Source organism: Aminipila terrae (genome assembly GCF_010120715.1).
In the GTDB taxonomy this organism is placed as follows: Bacteria; Bacillota; Clostridia; order Peptostreptococcales; family Anaerovoracaceae; genus Aminipila; species Aminipila terrae.
Window position 1 is genome coordinate 2346957 of record NZ_CP047591.1, and the last position, 18750, is coordinate 2365706.

The 18750-nt window shown below is 39.3% G+C and carries 19 protein-coding genes; all 19 read left to right on the plus strand.

Going from position 1 to position 18750, the window contains the following annotated elements:
• The first annotated feature begins 6 nt into the window (after nt 1–6).
• The 19 genes from Ami3637_RS11125 (at nt 7) to Ami3637_RS11210 (ending at nt 18734) form a co-directional block, all read left to right on the plus strand.
• The gene (locus Ami3637_RS11125) at nt 7–528 is read left to right on the plus strand and encodes a hypothetical protein (protein WP_162362645.1); all 522 of its coding nucleotides are present in this window, start codon (nt 7–9) and stop codon (nt 526–528) included.
• Nucleotides 528–1712, plus strand: a complete 1185-nt coding sequence (locus Ami3637_RS11130) for a DUF2800 domain-containing protein (protein WP_162362646.1) — start codon at nt 528–530, stop codon at nt 1710–1712. The genes Ami3637_RS11125 and Ami3637_RS11130 overlap by 1 nt, the downstream gene beginning before the upstream one ends.
• Nucleotides 1713–1714: 2 nt before the next feature.
• On the plus strand, nt 1715–2422 hold the full coding sequence (locus Ami3637_RS11135) for a DUF2815 family protein (protein ID WP_162362647.1): 708 nt from the start codon (nt 1715–1717) through the stop codon (nt 2420–2422).
• A complete protein-coding gene (locus tag Ami3637_RS11140; protein WP_162362648.1) occupies nt 2419–4392 on the plus strand; it encodes a DNA polymerase in 1974 nt (657 codons plus the stop codon). Before Ami3637_RS11135 ends, Ami3637_RS11140 begins: the two co-directional genes overlap by 4 nt.
• Before the next feature lie 6 nt (nt 4393–4398).
• Nucleotides 4399–6789 carry a virulence-associated E family protein gene (locus tag Ami3637_RS11145; protein ID WP_162362649.1) on the plus strand — a complete coding sequence of 797 codons (2391 nt, stop codon included), beginning with the start codon at nt 4399–4401 and terminating at the stop codon, nt 6787–6789.
• A 385-nt stretch (nt 6790–7174) separates the two neighbouring features.
• On the plus strand, nt 7175–7354 hold the full coding sequence (locus tag Ami3637_RS11150; RefSeq protein WP_243157990.1) for a VRR-NUC domain-containing protein: 180 nt from the start codon (nt 7175–7177) through the stop codon (nt 7352–7354).
• Nucleotides 7351–8751 carry a DEAD/DEAH box helicase gene (locus Ami3637_RS11155; RefSeq protein WP_162362650.1) on the plus strand — a complete coding sequence of 467 codons (1401 nt, stop codon included), beginning with the start codon at nt 7351–7353 and terminating at the stop codon, nt 8749–8751. The genes Ami3637_RS11150 and Ami3637_RS11155 overlap by 4 nt, the downstream gene beginning before the upstream one ends.
• A gap of 48 nt (nt 8752–8799) precedes the next feature.
• Nucleotides 8800–9012 (plus strand): hypothetical protein, encoded by a 213-nt coding sequence (locus Ami3637_RS11160; RefSeq protein ID WP_162362651.1) that lies wholly within the window; start codon nt 8800–8802, stop codon nt 9010–9012.
• 19 nt (nt 9013–9031) lie between these two features.
• Entirely contained in the window at nt 9032–10201 is a 1170-nt protein-coding gene (locus Ami3637_RS11165; RefSeq protein WP_162362652.1) for a hypothetical protein, read from the plus strand.
• On the plus strand, nt 10176–10376 hold the full coding sequence (locus Ami3637_RS11170; protein WP_162362653.1) for a hypothetical protein: 201 nt from the start codon (nt 10176–10178) through the stop codon (nt 10374–10376). The genes Ami3637_RS11165 and Ami3637_RS11170 overlap by 26 nt, the downstream gene beginning before the upstream one ends.
• 214 nt (nt 10377–10590) lie before the next feature.
• Nucleotides 10591–10788, plus strand: a complete 198-nt coding sequence (locus tag Ami3637_RS17520; protein WP_243157991.1) for a hypothetical protein — start codon at nt 10591–10593, stop codon at nt 10786–10788.
• A 109-nt stretch (nt 10789–10897) separates the two neighbouring features.
• Entirely contained in the window at nt 10898–11590 is a 693-nt protein-coding gene (locus tag Ami3637_RS11180) for a DUF559 domain-containing protein (protein WP_162362654.1), read from the plus strand.
• Between the two features lie 219 nt (nt 11591–11809).
• Entirely contained in the window at nt 11810–12763 is a 954-nt protein-coding gene (locus Ami3637_RS11185) for a hypothetical protein (protein ID WP_162362655.1), read from the plus strand.
• Nucleotides 12764–12768: 5 nt separating this feature from the next.
• A complete protein-coding gene (locus Ami3637_RS11190) occupies nt 12769–13323 on the plus strand; it encodes a hypothetical protein (protein WP_162362656.1) in 555 nt (184 codons plus the stop codon).
• A gap of 421 nt (nt 13324–13744) precedes the next feature.
• A complete protein-coding gene (gene terS / locus Ami3637_RS11195) occupies nt 13745–14503 on the plus strand; it encodes a phage terminase small subunit (RefSeq protein ID WP_162362657.1) in 759 nt (252 codons plus the stop codon).
• On the plus strand, nt 14491–15420 hold the full coding sequence (locus Ami3637_RS11200) for a PBSX family phage terminase large subunit (RefSeq protein ID WP_330586617.1): 930 nt from the start codon (nt 14491–14493) through the stop codon (nt 15418–15420). Before terS ends, Ami3637_RS11200 begins: the two co-directional genes overlap by 13 nt.
• A 17-nt stretch (nt 15421–15437) precedes the next feature.
• Nucleotides 15438–15764, plus strand: a complete 327-nt coding sequence (locus Ami3637_RS18645; protein WP_330586936.1) for a hypothetical protein — start codon at nt 15438–15440, stop codon at nt 15762–15764.
• Between the two features lie 20 nt (nt 15765–15784).
• A complete protein-coding gene (locus Ami3637_RS11205) occupies nt 15785–17203 on the plus strand; it encodes a phage portal protein (RefSeq protein ID WP_162362658.1) in 1419 nt (472 codons plus the stop codon).
• Nucleotides 17184–18734, plus strand: coding sequence for a minor capsid protein (locus tag Ami3637_RS11210; protein WP_162362659.1), 1551 nt, complete (start codon nt 17184–17186; stop codon nt 18732–18734). The genes Ami3637_RS11205 and Ami3637_RS11210 overlap by 20 nt, the downstream gene beginning before the upstream one ends.
• Nucleotides 18735–18750: the final 16 nt, after the last annotated feature.

Genomic DNA, 18750 nt, shown 5'->3' on the forward strand with positions numbered 1-18750 from the left:
AGATATATGAAAACAATTTTTGAATTAAACATTCATGAGTTATCACAGACCCTCGCAGACGGCAGTCTGGCAAAATTAGCTGACTCAATCAAGAACCTTGAAAAGACAAGTGCATTAGATTGCAGTAAGCCAGAGCAACAAACAAAGGCAGTTCCTGTCGTAACTGAAGCACCAGTAATGACCATTCCTGTAACAGCTCAGCAAAATACTGCTATTTCACAGGGACAACAGGCTCCATTCGTTCAGCAGCCGATTTCAACAATGCCTGTATCAACACCTGTACCAACTCAGCAGCCTCAGATGCAGACGCAACCACAGGTTATGCAGCAAAATGTATTACCTGTAACAGAAACCGTTTATACAATGGAGCAGCTTGCTCTGGCGGGTATGCAGGTATGTGATGCTGGAAAGAGAAATGAAGTTGTTGCTCTGCTCACCTCGTTTGGTGTATCAGCGCTTACTGAATTAGCAAAGGAACAATACGGGGCTTATGCAACAAAACTCAGGGAAATGGGGGCTAAACTTTAATGGCAAAAGAAAATATGGAGAGAGCTCATGCCCTGCTGTCCGCATCTGCAGCAGCCAGATGGCTGACCTGTACACCTTCAGCAAGGCTTGAAGAAACTCTGCCGGAACAGACCTCAGAATATGCGGATGAAGGCTCCCTTGCTCATGAAATTGGGGAGCTCAAAGTTAAAAAGACGTTTATAGAGCCGATGACTCCTACAAAGTTTAAAAACGCGCTTAAGAAGCTTCAGCAGAAGCCTTTGTACCAAAATGAAATGATGGGCTTTACAGATGAATACCTGGACTACATAGAGAAAACAGTACATGGATTTACATCACCACCTTACATTGCGGTAGAGAAGAAAATTAATTTTTCTGCTTTCGTTCCAGAGGGATTTGGAACCGTTGACTGCATTATAATCGGCGGGGGAAAGATGCATATAATTGATTTTAAATATGGAAAAGGTGTTCCGGTTTCTGCAGAGGACAACCCGCAGATGAAGCTGTATGCACTTGGTGCATACATGGAATATTCATTTCTTTATCCTGTCGAAACAATACGCATGACAATAGTTCAGCCAAGATTGGATAGCATATCAGAATATGAAATTTCAAAGTCAGAATTACTTATGTGGGGTGAGCTGATTAAACCTGTTGCCTTAAGAGCCTTTAATGGGGAAGGAGAATTTACGCCTTCTGAATATGCCTGCAAGTTTTGCAGAGCTAAATCACTCTGCAGGGCAAGAATGGATTTTAATATGGAGCTGGAACCTGAAAAGGGAAAGTTGCCACCTCTCATATCAAATGAAGAAGTAGGGGCAATCCTGCAAAGAGCCAGAGATATTGCTAAATGGGTAAAGAATCTTGAAGAATATGCGCTAAACACCTGCCTTTCTGGTGGGTTGATACCAGGATGGAAAGCAGTAGAGGGACGCAGCAACCGAGAATTTATTGACCAAGATGCGGCGTTTAAAAAACTAATTGACGGAGCAATCGTAGAGGAAACCATGCTATATAAGAGGGAACCGATAACTTTAACTAAGGTTGAGGATCTTCTTGGCAAAAAGCAATTTAAGGAGATCCTAGAGGAATACGTTACTAAAAAGGAAGGTAAGCCAGCGCTTGCCGTAGAATCAGATAAAAGAGAAGCTATACAAAACAAAATAACGCCGGAAGAGGCATTCAAGAATACGGAGGATAAATAATTATGGCAAATTTAACACAAGTAACAACAGGAACAGTTCGTCTGAGCTATGCTCACCTATTTCAGGCTTATGCACATCAGCCAGGGCAGGAGCCAAAATACAGCACTACTATTTTAGTACCAAAATCAGATATTGCTACAAAACAGAGAATTGATGAAGCAATCAATGCAGCTATTCAGTCAGGTATTTCTGAAAAGTGGGGCGGACAGAGACCTCCTATTTTAGCAATACCAGTATACGACGGGGACGGTGTCAGACCGAGTGATGGCATGCCTTTTGGGGCAGAATGCAAGGGGCACTGGGTATTTACGGCTTCAAGTAAGCAGCCGATTTCAGTAGTGGATATGAATATTCAGCCTATCCTAAACCAAAGTGAGGTATACAGCGGCATGTTTGCCAGAGTATCTGTACAGTTCTTCCCATATAACAGCAATGGAAAGAAGGGGATAGGTTGTGGACTTGGACCAGTACAGAAGGTTTCGGATGGAGAGCCTTTAGGAGGTGGTATCTCTGCGGAGGCCGCTTTTGGCGGTGCTAATGTTGCGCAGCCAGTTCAAAGTTATGGACAACCCGCGCAGACTTACAGCCACCCAGTTCAACCAATGCAGCCTACATATCAGCAGCCAGTAACACCGATTCAACAGCCGGCAATGCAGATTGATCCAGTAACCGGATTGCCAATTGCTCCAGGAGGAGTTATGGGAATATGAGGCACATGTCAGTTGATATAGAAACTTTCAGCAGTGTAGATATAACAAAAGCGGGATTGTACAAGTATGTACAGTCCCCTGATTTTATGATACTGCTATTTGCCTATAGTTTTGACGGTGAGCCGGTAAAGATTATCGATCTTGCTTGCGGAGAAACATTTCCGCCGAAAGTACTCTTTGCACTTGCGGATCCAAATGTAATTAAGCATGCATACAATGCAGCGTTTGAGTGGTACTGCCTAAATAAGTATGGAAATTCACCGCTTGAACAATGGAAATGCACTATGCTGCACGGCCTTTATTGCGGATATACAGCAGGACTGGCAGCCACAGGTGAAGCACTAGGACTACCAAAGGACAAGAGAAAGCTTACAACAGGAAAAGCCCTGATAAAATTATTCTGTACTCCCTGTAAACCGACAAAGTCAAACGGTGGAAGAAAAAGAAACTGGCCAGCACATGAGCCTGAAAAGTGGAACCTTTTTAAAGAGTACTGCATTCAGGACGTAGTGACAGAAATGGAAATTGAGAAACGCCTTTCAGCTTTCCCTGTGCCAGAAGAAGTGCAAAGTGAATGGGTGCTTGATCAGATTATTAATGCTAGGGGCGTGGCCCTTGATAAAGAATTAATTGACGGGGCCTTAAGGTGCAGCGAAATGATTACGCAGGAGCTAATGGCCGAGGCTGTAGAAATATCTGGCCTGGATAATCCTAAAAGTGTACAACAACTGACTAAATGGCTTGAAGTTGAAACTGGGGAAGAAGTAGACAATCTGAGAAAGGAAACCGTAAAAGATTTAATAAAGGATACAGAAAGCGATTCAGCAAGACGCATGCTTGAAATAAGACAGGAACTTTCTAAGACTTCGGTAAAAAAATATACTGCCATGGATACGGCCATGTGTGCCGATGAAAGGGCAAGAGGGTTGTTACAGTTTTACGGAGCGAACAGGACCGGAAGATGGGCCGGCAGATTGGTGCAGGTGCAGAATCTACCCCGAAATTCCATGGATGATAATATGCTGGGTCTGGCCAGGGAGCTTGTAAGAAAAAAACGGCTAGAAGATTTAAAAATTATCTTTGGGAATATCCCTGATACGCTTTCACAGCTGATAAGAACAGCCTTTATACCTGCAGAGGGCAAAACATTTTATGTAGCAGACTTCTCAGCTATCGAAGCCAGGGTTATTGCCTGGTTAGCAGGTGAGCAATGGAGACTGGATGTATTCGCTACCCATGGAAAAATATACGAGGCTTCCGCATCTGCAATGTTTGGTATACCTATCGAGAAGATAAAAAAGGGCAATCCGGAATACGCCCTAAGGCAGAAAGGAAAGATTGCGGAGCTTGCTCTTGGTTACCAGGGTGCTTCCGGAGCATTAATTACTATGGGGGCTCTGAAGATGGGACTGGGAGAAGAAGAATTACCGGACATTGTCAGAAGGTGGAGAAGTTCCAATAAACGGATTGTTGACCTTTGGTATGCAGTTGAGAATGCGGCTATTTCAGTAATGAAAAGCGGGCAGCCTGCGGGAGTTAAAAATTTGATTTTCGCAAGAGAAGCGGACTACAGGACAGGTCAGGACTTTTTAACAGTAATGCTGCCATCAGGAAGAAAGCTGTTCTATGTAAAACCTTTCTTATCTCCTAACCAATGGGGGAATGATAGTATCCATTATTATGGCATGGATCAGCAGACAAAAAAATGGACGGTGGTGGATACTTACGGAGGAAAGCTTGTTGAAAATATTGTACAGGCGATTGCAAGGGACTGCCTCATGGTAAGTATCGCCAGACTTTCTCAGGCGGGATACCATCCGGTTTTTCACATTCACGATGAAGTGATATGCGATGACTTAGACGCTGACATAGATAACATGTGTCAAGTCATGGGAGAACCTATTCCATGGGCGCCGGGATTGATTTTAAAAGCAGAGGGATTTACCACAAACTACTATAAGAAGGAGTAATCGGCTATGAATTATGACCGTCAAATTAAAATAAGCTCAGCAGGGAACAGAAAATCAGTTTCATGGCCACAGCAGACTCTGTGGTGGAGCGAATTTGTAGACAAACTAAAAATACCTGTAAGAGGAACAGAAAAACTGGAAGCCTATCTTGCTCTGCCCAAATCAAAGCAGGATGAATTAAAAGATGTTGGCGGATTTGTAGGAGGTCAGGTACAGGGTCAGAGAAAAGCAGCTAATATAACAGGGAGAGATTTAATTACCCTTGACCTTGATAACATTCCTTCTGAGGCAACTAATGATGTTATATGCAGAATAGAATCGCTGGGGTGCGGATATGCAATCTATAGTACTAGAAAACATGAACCAGTTAGGCCAAGACTTCGAATACTACTACCAATTGACAGGACGGTCACAGTTGATGAATATGAACCAATAGCAAGAAAAATAGCAGGGATTATAGGCATAGAACTATGCGACCCTTCCACATTCCAAGCATCACGTTTAATGTATTGGCCAAGCTGCTGTGCTGACAGCAAATACCTTTTCACCTGCAGTGATAAACCCATGCTGTCAGCTGATGGAGTGCTCTCAATGTATGGAGACTGGCATAATATGTCCGAGTGGCCGCAGGTACCAGGTACACTGCAAAGCACCCAAAGGCTCCTACAAAAACAGGGAGATCCAACAGAAAAGAACGGTGTAGTAGGGGCATTCTGTAAGATATACGATGTATACAAAGTAATTGATGAACTCATTCCAGGGACCTATGAACCCTGCGATATTGGGGAACGATTTACATTTACCGGAGGATCTACCACGGGAGGAGCGGTTATATATGAAAACGGTAAATTCATTTACTCACATCATGCTACGGACCCAGCAGGAGGAAGGTTATGCAATGCTTTTGATTTGGTAAGGCTTCATAAATTCGGTGAACTTGACGAGGAAGCTAAACCAGATACTCCTACAAACAAACTGCCTTCTTACACAGCTATGTGTCAATTTGCAGTTTCTGATATAAATGTAACAGCGCTGCTTAATGCTGAAAGATATGATAACGCTGTAGAAAGTTTCGGCCAGATTCCAAAAGAGACGGAGAATTGGATTAAGCTTCTATCAGTAGCACCCCAGTCAGGAAATCCGGATAAAACAATCGATAATATCATTATCATACTGGAGAATGACCCTCTGCTTAAAGAAAAGCTTGCTTTTGATGAGTTTGCAAACAGGGGGCTGGTATTAGGAAACTTACCCTGGGACAAGAGAGAGGAAAGACGGCAATGGACGGATGTAGATGATGCTGGTCTCAGACATTACATAGAAAAAGTATACCGGATAACGGGTAAGGAGAAGCTGCTTGATGCGACTGCACTGGTAGCACACAAGAATACCATTAATGACGTAAAGGACTATTTAAACAAACTTGAGTGGGATGGAGTTAAGCGCCTAGACACTTTGCTTTCAGACTACTTAGGGGCGGAAGATAATAAATATACCAGAGCAGTAATAAGAAAAAGTTTAGCTGCAGCTGTGGCCAGGGTAATTGTGCCCGGAATCAAATATGACTATATGCCTATTTTTTCCGGACCCCAGGGACTTGGCAAAAGCACATTCTTACGACTTTTAGGGAAACGCTGGTATTCTGACAGTTTGCAGACTTTTGAAGGTAAAGAAGCCTCAGAAATGGTGCAGGGAACCTGGATCAATGAAATAGGTGAACTGAATGGACTTACTAAATCAGAGACCAATTCGGTAAAGCAGTTTCTATCTAAGACAGTGGATATATACAGAGAAGCATATGGCCGCAGGACTTCCAGTTTTCCACGTAGATGCGTTTTCTTCGGAACTACAAATGACAGTGAGTTCTTAAGGGATAAAACGGGAAACAGAAGATTCTGGCCAGTGGATGTAGGAATTAACGAGCCGACCAAAAGTGTGTTTAGCCAGCTTGAAGATGAAGTAGAACAGATATGGGCTGAAGCTTTTACCGTATGGAGACTTGGAGAACCCTTATACATGTCCGGAGAAGTAGAACAGGAAGCTATGAAGCAACAGGAAGAACACAGAGAGTGCAACAGTAAGGAAGGCCTTATAATTGAGTTCCTAGAAAGACAGATTCCTCCTGATTGGGATAGAAGAAATATCAGCGAACGACGACTTTATTGGAGTGGCGAATTTAATCGGACCGGAGGCGAGACGATGCCAAGAGATAAAATATGCGCAGTAGAGATATGGTGCGAATGTTTTAACGGGGAGGCTAAATTCATGAAGAAATCTGATACCAGAGAAATCAATGAAATATTATCAACTATACCCGGCTGGAGCAAGCAAAAAACAAATGGGAGGTTTGGGCCTTACGGATTCCAAAGAGGATACATTAAACTGTCAACATTCTAATGTCAACATTCTAAAAAAGTACTTATTTTGTCAACATTCTCTTGTCAACGTTGTCAACATTAAAAATTAGATTGTTGACAAGAATGTCTACAGTTAAAAGATTGAAAAACAAACACTTATTTATATATGTCAACATTGTCAACATTATATATCTATATAAATAATAAATAGGTAAATAGGCATATATACGCGCGCCTGACGTGCCTACACGCGTAAAAAGATACGCACGTGTACGCGTATGCGCGTAGCAATAACTGTGCCAAAGGAGAAATAGTATGAAAGAAAAAGTAATAGAGGAATATTTGAGACAAAGAGTGAAGAACTTGGGGGCAAGGCGTACAAATTTGAATCACCGGGCAATGCAGGCGTACCAGATAGGCTTGTGGTGCTACCGGAAGGGAAGATTTGTTTTGTAGAGCTGAAAAATGAGACAGGCAGATTATCCAGCCTACAGAAGAACAAGATTAGGGAGCTTAAAAAGCTAGGCTGCGATGTGATTGTGGCATACAGTAAGGACGATGTAGACCGGTTTATTTCCTGTTGCCAAGAGGTGATGGCGGAATGAAGTTTATACCGCATGAGTATCAAAGGTATTGCATAAACAGAATGCTTTCGGATAAAGCTTTAGGGTTGTTCCTTGATATGGGACTTGGCAAAACAGTGATTACTCTTACTGCGATTAATGACCTTAAGTATAACCGATTCGAAGTTAGTAAAATACTTGTAGTAGCCCCGAAGAAGGTAGCTGAAGCCACATGGGGGAAAGAAGCTTCTAAATGGGACCATTTACAGTTACTAAGAGTCATTACGGTACTGGGAAGCCAAAGTAAAAGAATCAGAGCATTAAATACACCTGCTGATATATACGTTATAAATCGGGAAAACGTACCGTGGTTAGTCGAATATTACCGGAATGCGTGGCCGTTTGATATGGTTATTGTAGATGAGTTTTCCAGCTTTAAAAGCCACCAGGCGAAAAGATTTAAGAGCCTTACCTGGGTAAGAGATAAGATATACAGATTTGTAGGTCTTACTGGTACACCAGCACCAAACGGACTCCTGGATCTATGGTCCCAGGTGTATCTTCTTGATAAAGGAGAGCGCCTTGGGAAAAAGATAACCCATTATCGTGAAAGGTATTTTGAGCCTGATCAGAGAGACAGGGAGCATGTTTTCAGTTACGCACCAAAACCGGGAGCAGAGGAAGCAATAAAGGCAGCTATTTCAGACATATGCGTTTCCATGAAAGCGGAAGATTATTTACAGCTGCCTGACTGTTTATCAGTAACTGTTCCAGTAGTTCTTAATGATAAAGCCATAAAGGCTTACGAGAAACTGGAAAGAGAAATGCTGCTTACTGTCGATGAGAATACCATTGATGCGGGTTCAGCAGCAGTGCTTACAAATAAGCTTTTACAGCTATGTAACGGGGCAGTATATGACGAAAATAGGGAAGTAGTAGAAATCCATAACTGCAAGCTTGAAGCATTTACAGAACTGGTGGAAGCTTTAAATGGCCAGCCGGCGCTTGTGTTTTATAACTTTCAACACGATAAACAGAGAATCCTGAAAGCTACAGCCAAAATGGGTCTTGAAGTTAGGGAACTAAAAACTCCACAAGATGCAGACGATTGGAATAGCAGGCAGATTGATATTCTTCTTGCGCATCCAGCAAGCGCAGCTTATGGACTTAATCTTCAGGAAGGTGGAAATCACGTAATATGGTTCGGCCTTAATTGGTCATTAGAACTTTATCAGCAGGCCAACGCAAGACTACATCGTCAGGGGCAGAAAGAGAAAGTTATTATACACCATCTTGTTGTTGAAGGTGGCAGAGATGAGGATGTTATAACGGCACTTGAAGATAAGAGTGCAACTCAGGAATCGTTAATGCAGAGTTTAAAAGCAAGAATAGATAAATATAAAAGCGAGGTGGACAACCATAATCGGTTGCATTCTTAAAAGCAACTGAAAAAGGTTGCAGAAGTAGAGTTTTACGGAGGTAATAACATGAAAAATCTTAGAGAACGATCTGAACTAAGGGGAAAGTCACTTGATGATGATTGCAAAATAGCAAAAATTTCAACACATGAGTACGGTATGGAAGATAACAGGAAATTCTGTTACGGACTTATGGAAATGTCAACAGAAGAGTTGATAGATAAATGTATAACGTGTAAGGCGTATGTAGATAACGCAGAACCGCCAACACAGACAAACTAGGACATTCAGAGGTAAAACTATGGGAAAAGGAATCAAGGCGGGAAAAGCTAAAGGGATTAAACCTGGTAGGAGCTTCATGCTGATGGAAGAATCCTATCGGGAAGGATACAGCAAAGGTATAGAAAAAGGATACTGCCAGGGAAAGGATGATTACCTGGGGTTATCTGATTTATTGTTTCAGACGGCAACAGCCAAAGCGTTCGGATGGGGCCTGACGGAGTTTGAAAAATTAAAAAAGATCATAGATGAAATTACATTTGATGCAAGCGCAAGAGGTATTGATGTGGTTGCACTTACTGAAGAACTGAAAAGTTCAATTGAGAATGAGGAGGATGAAATCATGGCAAAGAAAAAGTATACGGATGAGACTTATATTGATTTAATTGAAAAGGGACTGAACAATAAAGAAATCTTTGAGAAACTGAACGTCCCAACTGGAAGCCAGACAAGGGTTGGAAAACACATAGATAAGCTTAGACAGAACTACGGAGCATTAGAAATTGTTACGAAAAAGGCTACAGAGTTTGATTTAAAACTGTATGACACAGTAACCAGGAATGGCAGCTGGTACAGAGTAACAGATATTGGGGTAACCTGCTTTACGGTGACCAATACAGGAGGCAAGAGAAATTCCGAGATAATTACCAAAGAAGATTACATGTCTGGTAAATCAGGATTAATGAAAAGAGATCTTCCGGAAGTTAAGATCTACATAGATGAGTCACTGAAGAAAAAGCCAGCAACTATTAATCCTAAATTTGAAGCTGCAGTACAGGATATGGTAGCAGGTAAAATGACCAAAGATAAAGTTGTCAGCCAACTGGAAAACCTTAAAGAAAATAGTGAGGATTTTGCAAAGGCAGAGGAAGCACCTGACAGTATTTGGCATGATGATATAAAGGCACTGGATATAGCTATAGATACAGTTAAGGCACACGATGATATAGATCCGGCATACAAGTTTGATGGTACAGTAAATGCTTCCTGTGAAGCCTTTACAGCATTTCAGAGACACGCAGAATTAAGTTTTAAGGCGGACATGAATGCGTATTCAAACAAAGTATCCAAACTAAAAGATAGGATGGAGCACGGAGAGATTATTGACCTCACAGATGTGACTGAGTATAACAGGATAGCTGATAAATACAGAGGAGTGTATGCCGATGAAGCAGCCATTGCCACCATGTAATGGGTGCAGTACCCGGGAGCCGGCATGCCAGGATAAATGTGAGAACTATCAGGAATACCGGAAGCGGTACGCCAAGTACCAGGCAATGGTCCAAGCCGAGAAAAATAAGCAACGGGATATTGATGATTTTAAATATCAACAGGTTACATACTGTAAGGGATTAGCTGGGAGGTGATTGACATAGCAAATATAAGACCGATAAATAAAAGCAAATACAACATAAGCAAGCATCGGTTCCTAGAATTATATCATTTCTGCATGCAGTACAGTGATTGGCAGGAAGAGCTTAAGTATAACACAGATACAGTGGGGCCATTATAACAGATGGCCTCCCACACGGCAGCAACACTTCCGACAGTACCGCTTTCCTGGCATCCAGACGGGCAGATTTGCGAACAAAATGTGAGATTATAGAGCAGACAGCAATTGAAGCAGATCCGGAGCTGTATAGCTGGATTTTAAAGGCGGTGACTACGGAGAGAGTAACATATAATTATCTGAAAATGAATTTGAATATGCCTTGCGGAAGAAAGATGTACTATGATCGGCGCAGATTTTTTTACTGGCTATTATCTCACAAAATTTAAAAAAAGAGCCCACAGGATACAAATTTTAATCTATAATAATATTATAGATAATTTTAAAAAAAGGAGATCTATAACCCCATGTGCAAGACACTAAAAAGGAGAAACAAGTATGAAATGCTGGAATTGCGGAAAAGAAACGGATGATAAATGGCTATACAAAAGGAGTTATTGTGAAGAATGTGCAGCTGTATTAGCAAAACAGGTCAGCATCGATCAAGTTGAATATTGGCGATTGAAAAATAAAATGATGATTGAGAGGGCTGTTAAACGCATTGAAGATTCCACTGACAATATACATCCCATTGAATTTTATAAACCCGCGATTAAGGTAGTAAGCAATTACACCGATGCCCATCCAACAGCCTTTGCAAGTACTGAGGAAGCATTGACAGCAATAATTCTGGTTGCAAACAAAATTCGTGCAAAAGTTCAGTACAGAATATTGAATTTTAGAGTTGACTTCCTTCTCCCAGACTTACATACTGTGTTAGAAATTGACGGGAAGCAGCACAATAAATATAAAGATTCCAAGCGGGATTTGCAGATTTTATATAAGTTGGGCAAAGGTTGGGAAATTGTTAGGATAGAAACATGGGAAGTCAATCTAAGCCCCGAAGAATTGCCGCATACCATTTTAGAGGAACGACTGAAGAAAGAAGAGTACCGTCAAAAGCATGGAGATACGCTAGCCGTTGAAATTGCAGAAGTAATGGAACAAAAGCAACTTGAAAGAGATAATCAGAAGAAAGTCAAAGAGATTGATGAAAAATTCGGCAAAGATCCATATGGATTTGGTTTTTAAAGTTTTAAAAAAAATTAAGAGGGGTACTCAGAGGACAACTTTTTATGTTTTAATGATATTGGTGAAAGATGCAAAGAGTCCCCCTTTTTTGTAACCACACAACCTTTTATACCTGCTGGGGTATCTGGCAGGTATTTCTTTTGTCGTATTATGTCGAGTATACAGTGTTGAAACATGTTGCATATTGGGATAATATGGAAAAGAAAGGATGTGATATAATTGGCTACTCGAAAAGTATATTTTTTTGAAGTTAAATTATTTGAAAGCAAAAACGAAGTAGATTATAGAAATCTCAGAAATTTATTTGAGCAAATTATCCATGAAAATGCTGTGGATCATAGCAATTATAAGACTTTAGATTTAACCCCTGATAGTACTACTATGCATTCTATTATGGATATATTTGAATATAATACAATGAAGATGTTTGTACGTCTAAGTAAGCAAAGACCAAGCAACACTTTAATAAAAAGAGAATATGATACTTATGAGCAGGGAGATGTCTTACCAGGAAAAAGCGAAGATGAAAATGGAATTGAACAATATACTTATGGAAGCCTAGATTTTGCAACTGGCATATTTTCTTTTGTATCCGCACGAGGCGCACTTACAGAAAAGGCTTTATCACAAGCTGTCGATAAATTCGCAGGAAAGTTTGAAATACAATTAACAGCAATTCCCAATGCAGAGGCTATCAATAGTATATATAACGGAGAAAAATCAGAAATTACAAGTGTTGAAATAGAAGTACCGCTTCCAGATACAGGTGTATTAAAAAATATTCTTGGGTGGGATGACGATGAAGTTATAGGTACTTTAAATGAAAGAAATTTAAGGACTTCTATAACAATAAAGCCTCCAGCAAGAGAAAGTATAACCAACAACACGAAAGAATCACAATCATTATTAGATCTGCTAAAGTCTTGCGCTGGAGTATATAAGAAATCTAAAATAAAAGCCAAAAGCAATAAAGTAAAATTAAGAGAATTTGATTTGTTTGACGAAAATTTTGGTTATCCTATAGAAATAAAGACCCACTATAGAGAAGAAGGAGAAAATGTGCCGTTTAGTATTGAAGAAATGACTGAACAACATAAGAAAGCTTTAATTACAGTATTCAGAGAAAATAAAGATTTAATCACAACAATTACGGGAAGATTTCAAAGGGAGTGATATGATTGAAAAATCGCTTTGTATTAAAAAATATTATACTGCTAGCTATATTTTTTATAGTTGAAGCGATTAATATTCAATTTAATTTTATAAAAAAATATGATATAACAAATATCTATGATTACAAATTTAATTTATTCACAATAAGTTCTGTTTTTGCGGGCTTTTCATTTACAGTATTAGGAATATTATTAAGCATATCTTCTGAAGAGATGATAGGAAGACTAAAAAATACAGGAATTATAAGCAATAAAGCTAAAAAAATAATGAATAGTGCGATATTATTTTGCATGTCTAGCATTTTTTCATTGTCATTCATTATTGGGTTAGATTGTATATTTATTAATTTATTAGGCCATGAAAAGTTTATCCATGGATTTATGAGTATAAGCGAGTTAGGGTATTTATTAGTCGGAATTGTGTGTTTTATTTATGCAGTAAAAGAAATTTATTCTTTAATTGTAAAAGCGTATGATTATGATATTAAGAAGTATGATGAACAAAAAGAAAAGTTTAAATCTGCACTAGATAAACCAAAAGAGAATCCTAAAAATGAATGAAATATTTATAAGAGTTTAAGGGACCTTCTAACGAGGGTTCTTTTTTTATGATTTAAGGAGAACTGGTTTTAGACAGGGGTTAATAAGTAAAAGAACTGGCATTGAACCAGGTTGGATCATGATATTTTATGTAAATATTTTTTATTTATTTTACTTGTGTAACCAACTAACGCAATTTGTCCGTCAATTGGTTCTCCTCCTTTCTTTCCTTTATAGAGAGTTAGTGCTTATATTATTATCTAAAAAGGCTTGTAAGGATAATAATAACGATTAGTATATGGACGGTTATGTCCATATCAAAAGTAATCTTCATACGTGACACCTCCTTCCCGAAGTTTAATACTTAGTATGGATAAGAGGTGCAGAAATATACGCAAGATTTTTAATACGCCAAAACAACACAACTAAGCGAGGTGAGGTGATGCCGAAAGCAAGAAGTCCTGACAGAGATAAAGCTTTTGAGATATACAAAGAACATGACGGAAATATTGATTTAGTTTACATTGCCGAAATTCTTAATCTATCAGCTGGTACTATTAGGGGTTGGAAGAATAAAGATAAATGGGAACAGCAATTGAATGGAACGCTCCAAATAGAAAATACGGAACGTTCCAAACGTAGCGGTGCACCAAAGGGCAATAAAAATGCAATTGGAAATAATGGTGGGGCTCCCCCTGAAAACAAAAATTCGGAGAAGCATGGCTTCTTTTCTAAGTGGCTTCCGGCTGAGACAGCTGAGATCATGAAGTCCATAGAAAAGATGGACCCGCTTGATATTCTCTGGGACAATATTCAACTGCAGTACACAGCTATTATCAGAGCACAGAAGCTTATGTATGTGAAGGACCAGGATGATATAACAACAACTAAAATTGGTGAAGGATACAGCGATACAGGAAGTAGTGAAAAATGGGAAGTACAGCAGGCCTGGGATAAACATGCAACTTTCCTAAATGCACAGTCAAGAGCCATGAAAACTCTTGAAGGCATGATGAAGCAATATGATGAACTGCTGCACAAGAACTGGGAGCTGGCCACAGAGGAACAGAAGCAGCGTATTGAGAATCTGAAAGCTAATACTGCTAAGATTAAAGGTGATGATCCGGACAATAACAGTAGTGAAGATGATGGCTTTATGGAAGCACTTACAGGAAAGGTTGATGATGTATGGCAAGAGTAAAGAAAGCTATATTTAAGTTCAAACCTTTTTCAAACAAGCAGCTTAAGATACTCACCTGGTGGCTTCCTAATTCTCCCGTACATGATAAAGATGGAATAATAGCAGACGGAGCAATTCGTTCAGGAAAGACGGTGTCAATGGCACTGTCTTTTATTATGTGGGCCATGTTCACTTTTTCTGATCAGAACTTTGCCATGTGCGGTAAGACCATAGGTTCATTCCGAAGAAATGTGCTTACGGTACTTAAGCTAATGCTCTGGTCCAGAGGGTACAAATGGAAAGAACATCGGGCGGATAATCTTCTTGAAGTTACTCGAAAGGGAGTAACAAATTACTTTTATATCTTTGGTGGTAAGGATGAACGTTCTCAGGACCTCATCCAGGGTATTACTCTGGCCGGGGTCTTTTTTGATGAAGTTGCACTGATGCCGGAATCTTTTGTTAACCAGGCAACAGGGCGTTGCTCTGTGGAAGGTTCAAAGTTCTGGTTTAACTGCAATCCGGATGGGCCATATCACTGGTTCAAATTAAACTGGATTGATAAAATTGACGAAAAGAATATTATTTATCTGCATTTCACCATGGACGACAATCTGTCCTTATCTGAGAAGATTAAAGCCCGTTACAGGGCAATGTATTCGGGTGTATTCTTCCAAAGATACATATTAGGTTTATGGGTAGTTGCTGAAGGTGTTATCTATGATATGTTTGATAAAGCAAAGCATGTGCTTGATACAGTTACAGGGCTGCTTAAAGACATTTACTATGTCAGCATTGACTATGGTATCCAAAACGCTACGGTTTTCTTACTGTGGTGTAAAAATAATAAGGGCAGTGGGTATGTACCAAAGAGTACTATTATTCCGGAAGGGATGAGGCAGAGCAAAAGACTGATTCAGAGTATGCTGATGATCTAAAAGCTTTCCTGGGAGATATTAAGCCAGCAAAAATAATCATTGACCCTAGTGCAGCGTCCTTCATAACAGAACTTCGCAGACGAGGATACAGCATCAAGAAAGCACGTAATGATGTGTTAGATGGAATCCGGTTTGTAGCTTCTATGTTAAATCAAGAAAAAATATGTTTTTCTGCGGAATGCGTCAATACAATCCTGGAGTTTAGTTCTTATATCTGGGACATAAAAGCTTGCGAACGTGGCGAAGATAAGCCGATTAAACAGCATGACCATGCTATGGATGCAGTTAGGTATTTTTGCTATACCATTCTGTATAAAGGCAATGGTATTTCAATATTTAAGTAGAAAGGTAGGTGAGAAAAAGCATGGATTTGGATGTAATGAAAAAGACGATTAAAAAATATGCAACACATCACTCTGATATGATTATAAAATCATTAGTTGCAGAGCGGTATTACAAAAATAAGAATGATATTTTATTTCCTGATAAGAGCAAAGAAGAAGATAAAGAGGAAAATCCGCTGCGAAATGCAGATAATCGAATACCCTCTAACTTTCACAGCCTTCTAGTCAATCAGAAGGCAGCTTACATGTTTACAGCACCACCGCTATTTGATGTTGGCAATAATACAGCCAATAAGCAGATAGTTGATGAGTTAGGGGATAGATATGCTAAAACATGTAAAGATCTTTGTATAAATGCTTCCAACAGTACAGTATCTTGGTTACATTACTGGATAAATAGTGACAAAAAGTTTGAGTATGGCGTGATTGACTCAAAACAAATTATACCGATATGGTCAACAGATTTAAATAAAAAACTAATTGGACTGCTTAGGATACATGATGAAGTTGATGAATTAACTGGAGATAAATATACTATTTATGAATATTGGAATGATACAGTTTGCCAGGCATTCCGCAAAAAAACTTCTGATACGGTAGATGAAGGGCTACAGGCCTATTCAATGTTTTATCAGTTCGTGGAAGATACCCAGACGGGTGAAATGGTCAACACATACCAGCATGGCCTTGGTAGAGTACCATTTATTCCATTCTTCAATAACAATGTTGGCACCAGTGATCTGGATAACATCAAGAGCCTGATAGACACATATGACAAAGTATACAGCGGATTTGTAAATGATCTCGAAGACATACAGGAGATTATTTTTATTTTAAGCGGATATGGCGGCACAGACTTGAAAGAATTTATTCAGGACCTAAAAAAGTATAAGGCTATAAAAGTAGATGGAGATGACGGCTCTGGAGTTTCTTCACTAACCATTAATATTCCGGTGGAAGCCAGAGAAAAGCTACTTACAATAACCAGAAAGGCAATTTTTGAACAAGGGCAGGGGGTTGACCCACAGCCGGAGAGTTTTGGTAATGCTTCTGGAGTTGCATTGAAATACTTGTATTCTCTTCTGTCATTAAAAGCTGGGTTAATGGAGACAGAATTTCGGCTTGCATTTGGTGAGTTTGTTAGAGCTATCTGTCAATATATCGGAGTTGAGTGTAAATCTATCATTCAAACATGGACAAGGACAGCAATTACAAATGATACGGAACTTGCGGATATTGCACAAAAGAGCCAGAGTGTTATATCTAAGAAAACCATTGTTAAAAATCATCCTTGGGTTAAAGATCCGGAAAAAGAGATACAACAGATTGAGGAAGAAGATAAGATTCCTGAGAGTGATATGATTAATCAGAATAAAAAGGATATTGAGACAAACCACAATGATAAAAAGCAGGTGATGGATGGTGCAGCAAACAAGTGATTACTGGCAAAAACGCCAGGAGCAAACTTTTCTATCAGGAGAAAAAACTGTTAATGATTACTATCAGAGCCTTAAGAAGTCTTTTGAACAGGCGAATAAGGAAATACAACAGGTGATTTATCTCTTTTATGCCAAGTATGCAGATAACAATGGAGTTTCTTTTACAAAAGCACAAACGCTGCTTGATAAACAGGAAATAGGGGAATTAAAGGACTTTATAGAGCGTGTTAATGAGACTATGGGAGAATATGATCAGGAACTTACAAACATGTCCATAAAAGCCAGAATAACACGTTATGAAGCTCTTAAAAAACAGATTGATGCAACGCTACAAAAACTCTATGCAGTAGATTATGAGCATAATGGGAAAAGTATGCTAAAAGAGCTATATACCAATACCTATTACCAGAATTGGTATAGTACAGATGTGTATACTGGGTTTCATTTTCAGTTCGCACAGGTTGAACCCATATCTGTAGAAACATTAATAAATTACCCATTTAATGGTGCAAACTATTCTGACAGGCTCTGGAAACAGAAAGATTTTTTACAACAGCAGCTTAACGAATCAATAACTACTATGCTTGTACAGGGCAAGAACCCCGCTACATTAAAGGGAGAGTTTGCCAAGAAGTTTCAATCCAGAGAATATGATGCATATAGATTGCTGCACACGGATGGCAGTTTTATAATAGAACAGGGTACCCTAGCAGCATATAAAGAAAGTGGTGTAGAAAAGTATCAAAATCTTGCTACCCTGGACATGAAAACGTCAGACATGTGCAGAGAGATAGACGGCAGTATATATCTGGTAGCTGAAGCAGTAACCGGGATTAACTATCCGCCTTTTCATGCATTTTGTAGAACTACAACAACGCCACGCTATGAGGATGTTGATTATTCAAAAAGTACAAGGGTAGCACGAGACGAAGAAGGAAAGGTTTATAAAGTCCCTGCAGATATGACCTATAAAGAATGGCACGATAAATACATTGGTAGTAATCCGGAAATGCTATCGGCAGAGAAGAAAACCAAAAACTATACCAGCGATAAAAAATTACACTCTAAGTATAAAAGTATTCTTGGCTCAGACGTTCCAAAATCACTTGATGAGTTCCAGAACCTGAAGTATAATAATACTGCGCAATGGGAAGTATTGAAAGACAATTTTGCTAAAACGAACAGATTTAATAAACTGGTTGAAAAATCGGCAAATTTGAAAATTAAAGGTCAAGTTATTAAGGAACTGAACAGAATTGACTTATCCGATTTTGAGTTTTCTGACTTACATATCAATACCGATAGAAAGCATAATGTGACAAAGAAAATGGCGCAATCATATATTGACAATGCGATTGCGGCTTATAGTAGATGGAATGGAAAGGTCCGCGTTTACGTTTCTGAAAATGGCTGCAGCGTAATCAATTTAGAGGATAAAAAAGTAAGTACTGCGTATAAGAGTATTGAATATGATGAAAAGTTTAAAAAGTTATTAGAGGTGATGAGTAATGATAAAATGTCCAATAATTAATAAGGATATAGATATG

Excerpts from the sequence above, each read along its gene's own strand:
- Ami3637_RS11125 (WP_162362645.1), top strand. The coding sequence starts at position 7 with ATGAAAACAATTTTTGAATTAAACATTCATGAGTTATCACAGACCCTC.
- Ami3637_RS11130 (WP_162362646.1), top strand. The coding sequence starts at position 528 with ATGGCAAAAGAAAATATGGAGAGAGCTCATGCCCTGCTGTCCGCATCT.
- Ami3637_RS11135 (WP_162362647.1), top strand. The coding sequence starts at position 1,715 with ATGGCAAATTTAACACAAGTAACAACAGGAACAGTTCGTCTGAGCTAT.
- Ami3637_RS11140 (WP_162362648.1), top strand. The coding sequence starts at position 2,419 with ATGAGGCACATGTCAGTTGATATAGAAACTTTCAGCAGTGTAGATATA.
- Ami3637_RS11145 (WP_162362649.1), top strand. The coding sequence starts at position 4,399 with ATGAATTATGACCGTCAAATTAAAATAAGCTCAGCAGGGAACAGAAAA.
- Ami3637_RS11155 (WP_162362650.1), top strand. The coding sequence starts at position 7,351 with ATGAAGTTTATACCGCATGAGTATCAAAGGTATTGCATAAACAGAATG.
- Ami3637_RS11160 (WP_162362651.1), top strand. The coding sequence starts at position 8,800 with ATGAAAAATCTTAGAGAACGATCTGAACTAAGGGGAAAGTCACTTGAT.
- Ami3637_RS11165 (WP_162362652.1), top strand. The coding sequence starts at position 9,032 with ATGGGAAAAGGAATCAAGGCGGGAAAAGCTAAAGGGATTAAACCTGGT.
- Ami3637_RS11170 (WP_162362653.1), top strand. The coding sequence starts at position 10,176 with ATGAAGCAGCCATTGCCACCATGTAATGGGTGCAGTACCCGGGAGCCG.
- Ami3637_RS11180 (WP_162362654.1), top strand. The coding sequence starts at position 10,898 with ATGAAATGCTGGAATTGCGGAAAAGAAACGGATGATAAATGGCTATAC.
- terS (WP_162362657.1), top strand. The coding sequence starts at position 13,745 with ATGCCGAAAGCAAGAAGTCCTGACAGAGATAAAGCTTTTGAGATATAC.
- Ami3637_RS11200 (WP_330586617.1), top strand. The coding sequence starts at position 14,491 with ATGGCAAGAGTAAAGAAAGCTATATTTAAGTTCAAACCTTTTTCAAAC.
- Ami3637_RS11205 (WP_162362658.1), top strand. The coding sequence starts at position 15,785 with ATGGATTTGGATGTAATGAAAAAGACGATTAAAAAATATGCAACACAT.
- Ami3637_RS11210 (WP_162362659.1), top strand. The coding sequence starts at position 17,184 with ATGGTGCAGCAAACAAGTGATTACTGGCAAAAACGCCAGGAGCAAACT.